Source organism: Kribbella albertanoniae (assembly GCF_004348455.1).
Classification (GTDB): Bacteria; Actinomycetota; Actinomycetes; order Propionibacteriales; family Kribbellaceae; genus Kribbella; species Kribbella albertanoniae.
Window position 1 is genome coordinate 13,676 of sequence record NZ_SMKA01000009.1, and the last position, 13,087, is coordinate 26,762.

The following is a 13,087-nucleotide window of genomic DNA, read 5'->3' on the forward strand; positions in this document are numbered from 1 at the left end:
ATGCCCTTGCTGCGCTGGGATACGCCCGACCTGACACTGACGTTCGCCCTCGATGACGGTCCGGTGCGGGCGACCGCCGTACCAACAGATGTGGTTCCTCCTGGCCCGCCGTTGGTCGAGGTCACGGCCGTCGGCTACGGGCGGCTGTCGAGTAGCCACCGGCAGATCGACACTATCCTTGGGCAGCGGTTGCGTTACGTCCGGCACGAGGACAGTGGGCAGACGTTGCGCATCGTTCAGGAGGACACGGACTCGGGGTTGCAGGTCACCAGCGTGTTCGTGGCGGGGGCCGGCGTACAGGCGTGGACCGAGGCGTCGATGGCCGGTGCCGGCAGGTTGGAGCTGACCTTCCTGTCGTCGCTGGTCATCGGTCTGCCGTCGATCGACGTCGAGCTGTACTCCGCCGCGAACAGCTGGATGGCGGAGAGCCGTTGGTCGGCCCGACCTTTGCGGTCGGAGCTGGCCGACATCGTGCGCGACGAGCATCGGCATGTCGCGAGGAGTCGGTACGCCGTCACCAGCACGGGATCGTGGTCGTCGGGCGAGCGGCTGCCGGTGGGCGTGCTGGTCGGGCCGTATGCCCTGGGCTGGCAGATCGAGCACAACGGCGGGTGGCACTACGAACTGGGGGAGTGCCGGTACGGCGGCTACCTCATGCTGAGTGGCCCCATCGATCAGGAGCACCAGTGGAGTTTTGAGCTCACAGCCGACAATCCGCTGACCACTGTGCCGGTGTCGCTGGTGGCCGGGACGGATCGCGACAGCACCTTCGCCGCGCTCACCCGCCAGCGACGAGCCGTGCGCCGACGGCGGCCTGTCGACGCTCGGATGCCGGTCGTCTTCAACGACTTCATGAACACCCTGCTGGGTGACCCGACGACGGAGAAGCTGCTGCCGCTGATCGATGCGGCGGCGGACGTCGGAGCGGACTACTTCTGCATCGACGCCGGCTGGTACGCCGAGGGCGACTGGTGGAACACCGTCGGTGCCTGGCAACCATCGGCCACCCGCTTCCCGAACGGGCTCGGCGAGGTGATCGACCGGATCCACGCACACGGCATGGTCCCTGGCCTCTGGCTCGAGCCCGAGGTGATCGGCGTCCGCTCACGAGTCGCTCAGGAACTACCTGACGAAGCCTTTCTCACTCGCCGTGGTGCGCGGGTCGTCGAGTCCGGCCGCTACCTGCTCGACCTCCGCAGCGCCGCCGCCCGCAAGCACTTGGACGACACGGTCGATCGCCTGATCAGCGAGTTCGGCCTGGGGTTCTTCAAGTTCGACAACAACACGGTGACCGGGCCAGGCACGGACAAGGCCGGTACGTCGCTGGGCCACGGACTGCTCGAGCACAACCGGGCCCTGCTGAGTTGGCTCGACGACCTCCAGGCTCGGCACCCCGACCTGCTGATCGAGAACTGCGCATCAGGAGCCATGCGGATGGACTACGCGATGCTTTCCCGGCTGCATCTGCAGTCCACCTCGGATCAGGAGCACCCGTTGCGCTACGCAACGATCACCGCGGCCGCCCCGGCCGCCGTACTGCCGGAACAGGCCGGTCACTGGGCCTATCCGATCGCCGGCAGCAGTCGCGAAGAGTTCACCTTCGCACTGGTCAACGGCATTCCGGGGCGGCTCTACCTCTCCGGCCACCTCAACCGCATGAGCCCCGAGGAGCTCGATCTGGTGCGGTCCGCGCTCGCCGCGCATCGCGTCGTACAGGAGGATCTCGAGACTCTGGTGCCCAGCTGGCCGCTCGGGCTGCCTGCCTGGACCGACGAGTGGGTCGCACTCTGCCTGACGGGGCCTTCGGTCTCCTACCTCACGGTCTGGCATCGCGGAGCCGGCCCAGCCACCGTCACCCTTCCGCTCGCCCGGTCAGCGGTCGAGCCGCACTTTCCCGCTGACCTCGGCGACTGGAGCTACACGTGGACGGGAGACTCACTCAGCATCACCACTAATGCCTCCGAGCCCTCCGCCCGCGTCCTGCGGCTCAGCTGACGGTTCGCTTGCTGACCTTGTACTCGTAGACATCGGTGTCGGTGCCGTCGATTCCGAAACTGATGATGCGCTTCGGATGGATGCGGATGATGGCGCCGTCGAACCCGGTCCGGTCGAGATCGGCGGCCCAGACGGAGTCGGTGGGCTCGGCGATCGACTCGCCCGCGCCGCGGATCTCCACACACCGCGGCCGCCACGGCTGGACCGAGGCGACATCGTCGATGACGAACGCCACCTGACCGTTCGCGGTGACGTTGCGGAACTTCTTGCTGGCGCCCATCCCGCGCCCGGCGATGTCGATCGTTCCGGTCTTCTCGTTGAAGCGGAACCCGACCGGGCTGATCTGCAGGGTGCCGTCCGGCTGCGCGGTCGCCAGACGCCCCAGTCGCTGGGTGGACAGGTACTCGAGTTCGGTAGCGGTGAATGACATGAGATTCCTTGTGAGTAGTGGAATTCAGGACGACGCGGTGGCGTACCGCTCGGCGAGCGTGGATTGGCCTGCCGCGGCGAGAAGAGTGCGTTCGGCCTGCTGCAGCTGGTCCAGTGCATCGGGCTCGGACAGTCCCGGTACACAGATCGCTTCGCCGCGTGCTACCGCGACTGCGGTCGCCGTCGCGACATCTTCGGCGGACATCGCGCCCGGGCGGTTGCGGTTCGCCCCGCCGGACCACTCGGTCGCAACCAGCCCTGGGCAGACGACGGTGGCGTGGATGCCGGTGCCGGCCAGTTCGTTCGCCAGTGTGCGGGTGAACGCGACCGTCGCCGACTTCGCCGCGGCGTAGAGGGTACGAGCCGGCATCCCGGGAGCGGCCACGCCCGCACTGAACGCCAGCAACGAGGCAACCGTCACGATGTTGCCTCGCCCCTTGGCCAGCAGCGACGGCAGTACGGCGTGCGCGAGGGTGACCGGGGCTGTCGAGTTCAGTCGCCACAGCGTGTCCAGATCGGCGGCGGACACATCGCGCAGCGGGGCATAGCCCGAGGCTCCGGCGTTCGAGATCAGCAGGTCCACATCGCCCGTAGCGGCCCGCTCGGCTGCCGCGGCCAGGCCGTCGCTGCTGGACAGGTCGGTGACGAAGGTCTCCACCGAGGCGCCGCGCCGGCCGGCGTCGGCAGCGACCTCTTCCAGGCGGTCGAGCCGCCGAGCGAGGAGCACCAGGTCGTAGCCGCGCTCCGCGAAAGTCAGCGCGAACGCGGCGCCGATGCCGCTGCTGGCGCCAGTGATCAAGGCTTTGGGTCGAGTTGTCATGTCTTCACCATAGCACTTGATGAGCATCAAGTGCTTGATAAGCATCCAGTGCAATAGACTGCGGGGATGACCAAGCCAGAGTCAGGCGAAACCGACCCGGTGGATCGGGTGACGTGGGCGTTGCGGCGGGCCGATCTGGCCCTGCAGGCGGTCAAGGAACCGCCGTTGCGCGCGATCGGCCTGTCCGGCTCGCACTACGCCGTACTGATGAGCCTGCGGACCACGCCCGGCATCATCGGAGCCGAGCTGGCTCGCTTGGTCGGCGTCACCCCGCAGGCCGTCGCACTCCTGACGGCCAAGCTGATGGAGCGCGGACTGATCGAACGGCGGCCACATCCCCGGCACCGCAACGTGCAGGAGCTTCACCTCACCGAGGTCGGCGAGGCGGAGCTCGAGAAGGCCGAGCGCATCATCCGCGACGTGGAACGCCACGTCCGCGAATCCCTGGGCCCACAGCGCTACGGCCAGCTCCGCAAACTCCTCGGCGAGGTCATCGACGAACTCCCGAACTGGTCCGCCCCGAAGGACTAAGACCGAAAGGCGCTGTTAGCCGATTGAAAGGGGCCTGTCAGCGGAGGCCTGCAGTCTCGTTCCCATCGAGTACCGAAGGGGAACGAGATGACGAGGATAGGGCGCCGTGGCGCGGGTTTGATGGCGGCGGCTGGGCTGGTTGCGGTTGTGGGGGTGACCGTCGTACGGCCGCAGTTCAGTGCGGCGGAGGCGGAGCGGCCGGCGCAGGTTTCGGTTGATGAGGTTGAAGAGCTGGAGCGGGCTGAACAGATCCTGATCCAGCGGTGCATCGAGCGGGCCGGCTTCCAGTACATGATCGTGCCGCGGTTCGTGGACCCGGTGCCGTTCACTTTCAGCTATGTGGTGGACGACGCTGGCTGGGCGGACAAGCACGGCTACGGTGCGGCGTTGCGTCGGCGGGCCGAGGCGAAGGTCGATCCGAATGAGCGGTACTTCCGGTCGCTCCCGCCTACCAGGCAAGAAGCCCTGGCGACTGCCCTCAACGGACCCGAACCGGTCGGTCTGACTGCGACACTTCCCGGCGGCCAGGTCGTCCAGCACAGCGACAAGGGCTGCCAGTCCGAGGCGCAACGCGAGCTCTACGGCGACCTGCCGACCTGGTACGCCTCCACCAAGGTGATCCAGAACCTGAAGGGTCATCGGTTCGGCATGGTGCTTGGCGATCCGCGGTATCAGGCAGCGCTGCCGGCCTGGTCTGAGTGCATGCGAGACCGGGGCTACCGGTTCACGTCACCGGATGCGGCGCGCTCCGAGAAGTTGACCCAAGTCGTCGAGCTTCGGCAGGCCGGCGCGGAGGCTCGGTGTGCGATCAGCACTGGTCTCGGCGCGCTGGTTCGGGAGCTCGACACCAGTTATGACGCGCAGTTGCGTGAGGAGCACCAGTCGCTGCTCGCCACACGCGTCGACCTGCAGCGGCGTGCCCTTCCGAAGGCGCGAGCGCTGTAAATCCAACCCACCAAGGAGAAGAAATGCGATTCATGAAGAAAGCAGTAGCGGCAGGTGCGATTCTCGTCGCCGCCATGGGTGGCGCGGTCGTGAGTCCGACCTCAGCGTCAGCAGCGGTGACCGCGCCACCGCCGGATGGGCACCTCTACGCCTGGTTGGACATCAATGCCGGTGAGTACTACCACTGCCGATGGGTGGGCAACGACGACAACTGGACCAACTGTACGGACTGGGACGGCGTTGCGCGCAACATGCACGACAGGGCCAGCTCGGTCCAGAACAGGGGATATACGAAGGAGGTGAACCTTTACAACGACGCCGGCCAGCGAGGCGCCTGGCGGTGCCTCAGCAGGGGAGAGTTCTGGCCGGACCTGAGGAACGTGCGCTTCAACAGAGGGAGCAGCGAAACGGGGTACAACTATCCGATGGAGAACAGAATCAGCTCACACCTGTGGGTTTCCAGCTGCTGAAGCCGGTGTCGTCAGTTGGGTGAGACTCGGATGGAGCGGGCGGCGGTGAGGCCGAGGATGTGGCAGGCGCCGTTGTAGTCGACGTCGATGGTGCCGATGGCGTCCTGGCGGCGGTGGACCTCCAGGGCGGTGCCGATGGTGATGCCTAGCTCGGCGAGGTGCCGCAGGAGGTCTGGGTCCTCGTCGGACACGCGGGCGACGCGGACGTGGCGGCCGGGCTCGATGGTGTCGAGGGCCGCCTGCTCCACGAGGTGGACGGTGCCGTCGGCGCGGGGGATCGGGTCGCCGTGCGGGTCGTGGTCGGGTTCACCGAGTTTCGCGGCGAGGCGGTCGGCGAAGGTGTCGGAGACTGCGTGCTCCAGTACCTCGGCCTCGTCGTGGACCTCGTCCCAGGTGTAGCCGAGGTACTCCACCAGGAACGTCTCGATCAGCCGGTGCTTCCGCACGGTGGCCAGCGCCAGTCGCTGGCCATCGTCGGTGAGCTCGATGTCGCCGTACTTGGCGTGGGTGAGCAGACCGCGCTCGGTGAGCTTGCGGACCGCGCCGGACACCGAGGAAGGTGCCAGGCCGAGCCGGGTCGCGAGGACGCCGACGGTGACCGGGCCGTCGGACCACTCGCGTGCGTTCCAGACGACCTTGAGGTAGTTCTCAGTGACCTGTGTTTCTGCCACGGCTCGCCTCCCCGTCATCCGTTCGCGACCGCTCGCCGGGACCAGCTTGCCAGATACGTGCTGACCAGACCCCGACGTGGCCCGAAGAGGTGGACGAGCGCGAACGTCACACCCTGGGTGACCACGACCAGCCCGCCGGACGCGGCGTCGAGCCAGTAGCTGAGATAGATCCCGACGACCGAACTGGCCGCGGACAGGACCGGCGCGATCACCAGCATCCGCGTGAATCGGTCGGTCAACAGGTACGCCGTTGCTCCGGGAATGATCAGCATCGCGACGACCAGGATGACGCCGACGACCTGAAGCGCGACCACTGCGGTCAGGGCGAGTACGCCGAGGAGCAGTCCGCCGAGTCGTCGCGGGGACAGGCCGATGGCGTGCGCGTGGACCGGGTCGAACGCATAGAGCGTGAGGTCACGGCGTTTGAACAGCAGGAGTACGAGAGCCACCGCGGCCAGTACGCCGATCTGCAGCTGATCGGACTGTGAGATGCCGAGGATGTTGCCGAAGATGATGTGGTTCAGGTCGGTCTGGCTGGGGACGACCGAGATGAGGACGAGGCCGAGGGCGAACAGGGTCGTGAACACGATCCCGATCACCGCGTCCTCCTTGATCCGGCTGGTACTGCGGATCGCGCCGATCAACCCGACCGCCAGGAACCCGAAGATCACCGCGCCGACCCCGAACGGCAGGCCGAGCATGTAGGCGAGCACGACCCCTGGCAGGACGGCGTGCGACACGGCATCGCCCAGCAGGGACCAGCCGATCAGGACCAGCCAGCAGGACAGTACGGCGCAAACCACCGCTGCCACGACCGTGGTGACGAGAGCCCGCACCATGAAGTCGTAGGAGAGCGGTTCGAGCAGGAAGTCCAGAAGCGTCATGACAGGGTGTCCTGTTCGAGGGGATCCAGGCCGAAGCAGCGGGCCAGGCTCTCAGGCCGCAGGGCCTCGGAAACCGAGCCTTGGAACAGGATCCGCCGCAGCAGCAGGATCGCCTCGTCGGCCAGGTCGGGCAGCGCGTGCAGGTCATGGGTGGAGACCAGGATCGTCCGCTGGTCGGCGGCCAGTTCGCGGAGCAGCCGGACGATGGTGGCTTCGGAGCGTTTGTCGACGCCGGCGAACGGCTCGTCGAGGAACATGATGCCGGCCTCCTGCGCGATGCCGCGGGCAACGAACGCCCGCCGCCGCTGGCCACCGGACAACTGCCCGATCTGCCGCTGCGTGTACTCGCTCAGCTCGACGCGGTCGAGTGCTTCCGCGACGGCGGCTCGATCGACCCGTCCGGGTCGCCGGGTGGGTCCGAGCCGGCTGTAGCGGCCCATCATCACGACGTCGTGGACCGAGACCGGGAAGTTCCAGTCGACGTCCTCGCTCTGCGGGACGTACGCGATCGTGCCGTGCCGCCGCGCCTCGGCCGCGGTCCGCCCGGCGATCCGGATCTCGCCCTGGTCCGGCCGGACGATTCCCAGCATCGCCTTGAACAACGTCGACTTGCCGGACCCGTTCATCCCGATCAACCCAGTCACCCGGCCCGCTTCCAGGCGCAGGTCGACACCTTCCAGCGCGACGATCTCGCCGTACCGGACAGTGAGGCCGCTGACCTCGATTGCCGCGGTCACGAGCGACCAGTCAGACCGGCGATGATCGTCGCCGCGTCGTGCCGGATGAGCTCGAGGTACGTCGGCACCGGGCCATCCGCCTCGGACAGCGAATCGACGTACAGGACACCGCCGTACTTCGCGCCGGTGGCGTCGACCACCCGCTGCATCGGCTTGTCGGACACGGTCGACTCACAGAACACCGCAGGGACCTTGCCTGCCCGGACGAACTCGATCGTGGACGAGATCTGCTGCGGGGTGGCCTGCTGCTCGGCATTGACGGGCCAGATGTACTTCTCGGTCAGGCCGGCATCCCGGGCCAGATACGAGAACGCTCCCTCGCAGGTGACCAGGGCGCGCTCGTTCTTCGGCAGTCCGGCGAGCCCGGTGACCAGTTCGTTCTGCACGTCCTGCAGTTTTGCCTGATACGCCTTGCCGTTGGCGGCGTAGTCGGCCGCGTGCGCGGGGTCGAGTTTGCTGAAGGCGGTGACGATGTTGTCGACGTACGTGCGCACGTTCAGCGGGCTCATCCAGGCGTGCGGGTTCGGCTTACCGGCGTACGCGTCCTGGGTGATGTCGAGGGGTTGGACACCGTCCGAGACCACCGCGTGCGGTGCCTTCGCGCTCTCGACGAACTTCGTGAACCACGATTCCAGATTCAGCCCGTTGTCCAGGATCAGATCGGCCTTCGAGGCCTTGGCGATATCACCCGGCGTCGGCTCGTACCCGTGAATCTCCGCGCCGACCTTGGTGATCGACTCGACCGCCAGGTGATCACCCGCCACATTCCGCGCGATATCGGCGAGCACCGTGAATGTCGTCAGCACTACCGGTCTGCCGTCGGATCGCGCCTGGCCGGGCAGCGTGCACCCCGCCAGCAGCAGTACGGCAACCACAACCGACAGCAGCCTCGTCTTCATCCTCCGAATCTAAGAGTTCGGTCCACCGAAAACAAGTATTCCGACCGTCGAAGAAGTCTCAGGCCGCAGGTTCCCGTGACCGCCCGGGGATCCGTGGTGACACGGATGCCCGGGCCGGCTCCGGACCGCCCCCGCCTCCAGCGCATTTGGTCGGATATCCCCTCAAATCGCCGGTTCTCTCCTCAAGATTTCAGCGGGGAACCGACAACATGCGGGGAGATCCCCTCAAACGGCACCGGGGGCTCTGCCCGAGCCGGTACGACGTTGAGCACGGGTCAGTCATGTGCGCGCCCGGAAGGTGGTTGAGCGGTGCTCAAGGTGGGGTGGTCGGGCGGCCTTGAGCACGGTTCAACCGTTTCCGCGGGTCTCAGGTGGTTGAGGGGTGCTCAAGGTGGCGCTGGACGACGGTCTCGGGTTCCCGGGGCGGTCGGGGTCAGGGGGCGAAGAAGGCGGCTTCGGTGAGGCTGGTCCAGGTGTTGGTGGTGTTGCCGTAGCCGGTTAGGCGGAGGTAGCGGGTGGGTACGGTGCTGGGGAGGTCGTACAGCTCGGGGCCGGTGCTGTCGCCGCTGCTGGTGAAGCTTGTGGAGTCGGTCCAGGTGACGCCGTCGAGCGACAGTTGGAGGCGGAAGTCGAAGGATCGGTTGTCGCCGCCGTGCCAGGACAGTACGGCGTCGTCGACGTTCCGGACGTGTCCGAGGTCGTACTGGATCCAGACACCGTCGCCCTGAGCGGACCATCGAGTCGCCGGGTTGTTGTCGATGGTGTTGGTGGGGACGTTGCCGTCGTGGGCGCTCGCGGTGACGGCGGCGACGGGTAGTGCTGGGGCCGCGGTCTGGCGTTCCAGCAGCCAGCGTTGGCAGGGACCGTTCCAGTAGGTCCAGAGGATCAGGTCGGACAGTGCCTCTTTCCGGCAGCCGCCGACGTCCAGGGCCTTCCCGTTGATGGCGTGCAGAATGCTCCAGGTGCCGTCGTACGCTGGCTCGATCCGCCACCGCTGGCAGTCGCCGGCGGTGATGCTCGACAGGTGGACGAGGGTCGCGTTGCTGGTGGCGCAGCTCTGCGGCTCGATCGCACGGCTGCCGCCGATGTCGATGATCCGGTACATGTCATCACCGAGCGGTCGAAGCTGCCATTGCTGACAGCCGTTCTCCGCGTCCCAGGTGTTCATCCGTACGTCGGCCGCGTCGCCGGTGACGCAGTTCGTGTTCTCGATCGCTTTGCCGCCGCGCAGGGCGGTCACCTTGAACCGCCCGTCGAGTTGTGGCGTGTTGACGGCCGGTCGCAGGATCCACTCCTGATGAGCGGCCGTCCCGCAATTCTGTTGCAGGACTGGACTTCCGCTCGCCGTACTGCCATCGCGCACGGTCGCGCACCGACCGCCGTGCTTGACCCGTACGACGCTGTCGTAGCTCGTGCCTTCGACGTACTCAAGCGTCAGCTGCTGATGAAGAACGCCCAGACACTGCTGTTGCACGAGCGGCGCTCCCTCGGACTGAGGTGGCCGACCGGCGTCCAGGCAGGTACTGCGGCCGTCGTCGCGCTCCCCATCTGCATGCGCCGGGTGCAGCATGACGTAAGGGCTGCCGATGATCGTGTCGATCTGGAACCGCTGGTGAAGCGCCCCGCTACAGGACTGCTGTTCGATCGCAGCCCCGAGGCTCTGACTCGCACCTCGGACAGCCAGACATTGCCGGCTGTGCCGCGCGACCAGCTCGTAGCTGCGTTGCTCGATGTCGAACTTCGCGGCACTGATAGCTCCAGCAGTCGGGACGCTCCAGGACAGTTGCCGGGCACCGAAGGCGGTGCCGGTAGCGGCCAGCGTGTAGAAGTCGCGACCGCCCCCAGCCGTCGTGGCAACCAGTGTGACATCGTCCTTGCCGTCGCCGGTCACGTCACCCGTCGACAGCGTCGTCTGTGCTGCATTGAACTGTCCAGGTGCCCGCCACCACGATTCCAAGGCGGTGCCGCCGGTACGCAACACCCGCAGTTCGAGGTCGGCCGGGCCGTGTTCGTAGCGCAGTACGACGTCGTCCTTGCCGTCGCCGTCGACATCCCCGATCGCCGGCCTGATCCGGTCCTGGCACAACCCGGTCTGGTCGAGCAACGTCTCGCCGGCCGCGGCGAACGCCGTACCGGTTGATCGGTGGACTGTCACCACGGTGCGGCAGCTGCCCGCGTCGCGGACCGAGATCAGGTCATCGTTGCCATCAGCATCGATATCGCCGAGGTGTGCGGTGCTGCGACGCCAGACGCCAGGGGCCGATGGCAACCATTCGATCGGGGCACTGAGCTGTGGACCGGCGAAGACGAGCATGCGCCAGGTCCCGTTGCCGTTATCCACCTGTACGGCGAGGTCGTCGCGACCGTCACCGTTCACGTCACCCGCTGTCAATCGTGCCGTGCTGTGCTGCCAGCCCGTGCTGTCACTGCTCCACAGCGGAGTGGCCGAACTGTTGTAGCCGTTGCCCTCCGAACGAAGCTTGAAGAGTGCAACCCGATGACCGGCTTCGCCGCGCAGCAGGGCCAAGTCGGCGCGCCCGTCACCGTCGAAGTCGCCCTGCGCGGTCTGCGTTCGCTGGAGCGCGAAGCCACCGTTGTTGCCGGAGTCCCAGCCGATCGTTCCGGTGGTACCCAAGCTGTTCCAGATCGCAGTCCGGCCGTCACCATGATCCAGTACGGCGGTGCTGTCGGCCCGGCCGTCGCCGTTCACGTCACCACGAACCCGGGGTACCGGATCAGGGTTGGGGAGCGCCCGCAGCGTCCGACCCGCCGAGGCCGGTCCGGTGTTGCCGGCCCGGTCGACCGCACTCGCGTAGAACTGCACAGGCAGGTCGGAAGCCATGGTCACCGGGGCCTCTGCCGTGCCGTCCGGCCGGGCCGGAACGCGGTACGGCATCCTGTCCCGGCTGAACCCGTAGACGAACTCGGCCACGTCGGTGTCACCGGCCGCCGCGCGCAACGTGATCGTCCCCATCGTTCGCGCCTTCACGACGCCCTGCCCGTCGGGATAGTCCGCGGACTGCGCTGTCGGCTGGTCGGGGCCGACCTGGTCGATCACGAAGTAGCAGTCAGCTGTCGAAGGACCAGCAGCAAGTGGATCGCTGCTGCGTGCTCGGTAGTAATAGACGACCCCAGGGATCAGCTCACCATCGGGCACCGGTGGCCAGCTGAAAGTCGAGCCCGGCGTCGTCAAGGCTGAGTCCGCCTCGTACTCGAGCGCGCCGTTGTCAGCCCGGTACACCGACAACTTGGTGGTCACGTTCTCGCTGTCCGGATCACCGGCGACCGCGCCGAACACGGGTTGAGTGGTGTCGATCGCGGCCGGCGAAGTCGCCGTACCGCAGGGGCGCGGTTGCTGAAAGCCGAGCTGTTGCGGCGGGAACGGCGCATTGTTGTACTCGACAACGATCTTGGCCGTGTCCGGGTAGAACTCCTTCCACTGATCGCCCTCGTCCTCGTCCGGCGCCCGCAACCCCACCGTCACGTGCAGCGCCTCGTCGGTAGCCGCCTTCTGGATCATGCGCAGCAGCGACGACGAGGTGAAGCCCATGCCCATATCAGGTTTGTCGTCGTGCGCCGTGCCCTTGGCCTGCGCGAGCTTCTCCAGCCAGTGGCTGCCCGAGTTGTCCCAGGTCAGTTCGTCGGACGGGTCGATCGACTTGGTCCGCCAGAGGTCGACCGGGGTCGCGGTCTTGGTGGTCGTACGGTCCAGCACGATCTGGAACTGGGCGTTGTGCACCGTGCTTCCGGCCAGCGGTGACGTGTCGAGCTGGAAGAACGACCGGAACATGTCGCCCTTGCCAGCCCCACCCTCGGCGTACCCAGTGAGGGCCCGTTCGCGGTAGGTCGTCCAGTACGACTTGTCGTCCAGCCGCCGGTTCACTTTCGTCCAGCGGTACTGGCCCGCCGAGAACGAAGGGTCGATGTAGACCGGGTACTGCGTCTTCGGACCAGTGAGCAAGGCCAGGTCCGGTACGACGATCAGTTCCCGCGCGGAACGAGTCGTCCGCAGCATCGCCAGGTCGCGGCCGGTCCACATCGTCGGAGTCCCGGCGCTGAACACCAGCCGGCCGTTCGCGTCCTTCGCCTGGGTGGTTCCACTGGCGGTGGTCGTCAACGACAGGCCGGTACTCCGCAGCGGGAAGCGAAGCTGACGCAACGCCGGGTTCAGCGCGGCCTTACGGTTCTTCACGACCAGCACCTGGGCGAAACCGGCGGCCTGCGCCTCGATCCGCAGATCCACACCGGGCAACACTTCTGGGTACGTCGCGATCGGTCCCGCCAACGTCGGACGCGGCAGCCGGCCCATCCAGCCGAGCGTGATCCGGTCCGCACCATCAGCCAGTTCAGCGAGTCGGTCCCCGGTTCCGCCTCCCGACAGCACCAGCTCGGACACAACAGCGACCGGCCGGACCGAACCGTCGGCACCAAAGCGCAGCGTCGTGTCGATCGGTACCCAGCCGTCATCCGTCCGCGCCCGCACCGGTACGGCGTACTGCTCCAGCGTGCGACCGCCACCCGGCTCAGCGAACACCTGCGTGGTTTCCGTCCGCAGGTGAGTCAGCTCCACCCGCTCCTGCCGCCGGTCGTCAACAACCTCCGGGTCCCGCGCAGCGGGGAGCAGACCGGCGACGAGGAGGGCCATCAAGAGCAGGGTTTTGGGCATGACAGATCTCCGTCGCCGTAGGGACTGGCCCTCAACCTGA

General features: G+C 67.0%; 11 protein-coding genes. 4 read left to right on the forward strand and 7 right to left on the reverse strand.

From position 1 onward, the window contains the following. Nucleotides 1-1,995, forward strand: a complete 1,995-nt coding sequence (locus E1261_RS04275; RefSeq protein ID WP_132402153.1) for a glycoside hydrolase family 36 protein — start codon at nt 1-3, stop codon at nt 1,993-1,995. Here E1261_RS04275 and E1261_RS04280 read toward each other — a convergent pair. Continuing rightward, nucleotides 1,988-2,425 carry a PPOX class F420-dependent oxidoreductase gene (locus E1261_RS04280; protein WP_132402156.1) on the reverse strand — a complete coding sequence of 146 codons (438 nt, stop codon included), beginning with the start codon at nt 2,423-2,425 and terminating at the stop codon, nt 1,988-1,990. The two genes, E1261_RS04275 and E1261_RS04280, sit on opposite strands and share 8 nt — an antisense overlap. A gap of 24 nt (nt 2,426-2,449) precedes the next feature. Then, nucleotides 2,450-3,244 carry an SDR family NAD(P)-dependent oxidoreductase gene (locus E1261_RS04285; RefSeq protein WP_132402159.1) on the reverse strand — a complete coding sequence of 265 codons (795 nt, stop codon included), beginning with the start codon at nt 3,242-3,244 and terminating at the stop codon, nt 2,450-2,452. 66 nt (nt 3,245-3,310) lie between these two features. Here E1261_RS04285 and E1261_RS04290 point away from each other — a divergent pair, with 66 nt between their 5' ends. The 3 genes from E1261_RS04290 (at nt 3,311) to E1261_RS04300 (ending at nt 5,190) form a co-directional block, all read left to right on the forward strand. After that, nucleotides 3,311-3,775: a MarR family winged helix-turn-helix transcriptional regulator gene (locus tag E1261_RS04290; protein ID WP_202874295.1), complete on the forward strand. Its 465-nt coding sequence runs from the start codon at nt 3,311-3,313 to the stop codon at nt 3,773-3,775. An 87-nt stretch (nt 3,776-3,862) separates the two neighbouring features. Then, nucleotides 3,863-4,720: a hypothetical protein gene (locus E1261_RS04295; RefSeq protein WP_132402162.1), complete on the forward strand. Its 858-nt coding sequence runs from the start codon at nt 3,863-3,865 to the stop codon at nt 4,718-4,720. A gap of 23 nt (nt 4,721-4,743) precedes the next feature. Continuing rightward, a complete protein-coding gene (locus tag E1261_RS04300) occupies nt 4,744-5,190 on the forward strand; it encodes a peptidase inhibitor family I36 protein (protein WP_132402165.1) in 447 nt (148 codons plus the stop codon). Nucleotides 5,191-5,201: 11 nt separating this feature from the next. On the opposite strand, the gene E1261_RS04305 is transcribed toward E1261_RS04300, so the two are convergent. The 5 genes from E1261_RS04305 to E1261_RS04325 all read right to left on the reverse strand — a co-directional run bounded on the left by E1261_RS04305 (nt 5,202) and on the right by E1261_RS04325 (nt 13,047). After that, the gene (locus tag E1261_RS04305) at nt 5,202-5,861 is read right to left on the reverse strand and encodes a metal-dependent transcriptional regulator (protein WP_238175997.1); all 660 of its coding nucleotides are present in this window, start codon (nt 5,859-5,861) and stop codon (nt 5,202-5,204) included. A 14-nt stretch (nt 5,862-5,875) separates the two neighbouring features. Beyond that, complete coding sequence (locus E1261_RS04310; RefSeq protein ID WP_132402171.1) at nt 5,876-6,745, reverse strand: metal ABC transporter permease; 870 nt, start codon at nt 6,743-6,745, stop codon at nt 5,876-5,878. Next, complete coding sequence (locus tag E1261_RS04315) at nt 6,742-7,482, reverse strand: metal ABC transporter ATP-binding protein (protein WP_132402174.1); 741 nt, start codon at nt 7,480-7,482, stop codon at nt 6,742-6,744. Before E1261_RS04315 ends, E1261_RS04310 begins: the two co-directional genes overlap by 4 nt. Next, entirely contained in the window at nt 7,479-8,381 is a 903-nt protein-coding gene (locus E1261_RS04320; RefSeq protein ID WP_132402177.1) for a metal ABC transporter substrate-binding protein, read from the reverse strand. Before E1261_RS04320 ends, E1261_RS04315 begins: the two co-directional genes overlap by 4 nt. A 433-nt stretch (nt 8,382-8,814) precedes the next feature. Beyond that, nucleotides 8,815-13,047 carry an RICIN domain-containing protein gene (locus E1261_RS04325; RefSeq protein ID WP_132402180.1) on the reverse strand — a complete coding sequence of 1,411 codons (4,233 nt, stop codon included), beginning with the start codon at nt 13,045-13,047 and terminating at the stop codon, nt 8,815-8,817. Nucleotides 13,048-13,087: the final 40 nt, after the last annotated feature.